The organism is Pedobacter sp. HMWF019, from assembly GCF_003061025.1.
Lineage (GTDB): Bacteria > Bacteroidota > Bacteroidia > Sphingobacteriales > Sphingobacteriaceae > Pedobacter.
Map to the genome: position 1 here is coordinate 1 of NZ_QAIL01000508.1, position 1,204 is coordinate 1,204.

Annotated in this window: 3 protein-coding genes; 1 reads left to right on the forward strand and 2 read right to left on the reverse strand. The window is 33.4% G+C overall.

Features of this window, described 5'->3' with window-relative positions; genetic code table 11:
* The first annotated feature begins 5 nt into the window (after positions 1 to 5).
* Complete coding sequence (locus tag DBR11_RS25920) at positions 6 to 197, forward strand: cold-shock protein (protein ID WP_108555470.1); 192 nt, start codon at positions 6 to 8, stop codon at positions 195 to 197.
* 94 nt (positions 198 to 291) lie between these two features.
* Here the strand turns inward: DBR11_RS25920 and DBR11_RS25925 are convergent, their stop codons facing one another.
* Together DBR11_RS25925 and DBR11_RS25930 are read right to left on the reverse strand one after the other, a co-directional pair.
* On the reverse strand, positions 292 to 591 hold the full coding sequence (locus DBR11_RS25925) for a hypothetical protein (protein ID WP_108555468.1): 300 nt from the start codon (positions 589 to 591) through the stop codon (positions 292 to 294).
* A 61-nt stretch (positions 592 to 652) separates the two neighbouring features.
* Entirely contained in the window at positions 653 to 1,093 is a 441-nt protein-coding gene (locus DBR11_RS25930; protein WP_108555469.1) for an Hsp20/alpha crystallin family protein, read from the reverse strand.
* Positions 1,094 to 1,204: the final 111 nt, after the last annotated feature.

Genomic DNA, 1,204 nt, shown 5'->3' on the forward strand with positions numbered 1-1,204 from the left:
ATATAATGCAACAAGGAACAGTAAAATTTTTCAATGAGACAAAAGGTTTTGGATTTATCGTGCCATCTAATGGTGATAGCGAAATCTTTGTTCATTCATCTGGTTTAATGGATAACATTCGTGAGAATGATTCAGTAAGCTACGACATCGAGCAAGGTAAAAAAGGCTTGAATGCAATTAATGTTAAGATCAGCTAATTAGACTCCTTCATAAATTGGTAAAATCATCTATCTTAAAAGATAGATGATTTTTTTTTGAACCTTTTGACGCCTCTATTCCAACAAACAAATCTCATAACAATCTATTCTGTTCCAGATTCAATTCTTTAAAAATTTCCTTGGTAATTATCTTTGTGTTGTGAGCCACGTGTTCCCAATTACAATGCAGAATCGACATTGGATAAGGAATACCCTTATGCCTTTTGAGTAAATCCATGCTGATTACCGAATTTTCTTTTATTTCCCTTTCTCCCTGCATTTCGTCAAAAAGACGTTTAGCAAATTTCTCGTTAGTGCCTAAATAAAAGCACGCATAGGTTTCCAAGCCCTTAGTAGTTTTTATATTTAATGAAATTTCAAAAGAGGTTTCCATGATAAAAGATTAAAAAAAGAGCTGCCCTTAAGGCAGCTCTTGAATTGATTTTTAAAGGAAATTATTTGATTTCTATTTGACGGCTGATTGTTTTTGCCTCTTCTCTTTTTGGAATATTGATGGCTAAAACACCGTCATTATAGGTTGCCTGAATACCATTTTCATCTGCGCTTTCAGGTAAGGTAAAAGAACGGACAAAAGAATTATAGCTGTATTCGCGTTTAGCATAATTCCTTTCTTCTCGTTTGTCTTCCAAACGTTGCTCCGCAGAAATACTCAATACATTCCTTTCCAGATTGAGTTTGAAATCTTCTTTTTTAAGTCCTGGCGCAGCTAATTCAACGTGATAATGGTCTGCGGTTTCGCTAATATTAGCGGCTGGAACTCTGGTAATCATACGATCTGAAAAGAACGTATCATTAAAAATTGAATCAAAAACATCATTAAAGCCTGGCATTAATGAATTTCTCTTGTTGTCTGGATTAAATTTAACCAATGTCATGGGTTTTTCCTCCTTAATTTGATTTAATGATTAAAACTTATAATTAATTAAACTCTTGAACTTTCGTTCGGAATGAATATTACAACATAAATGCCAAGTAGTTTTTTGGGT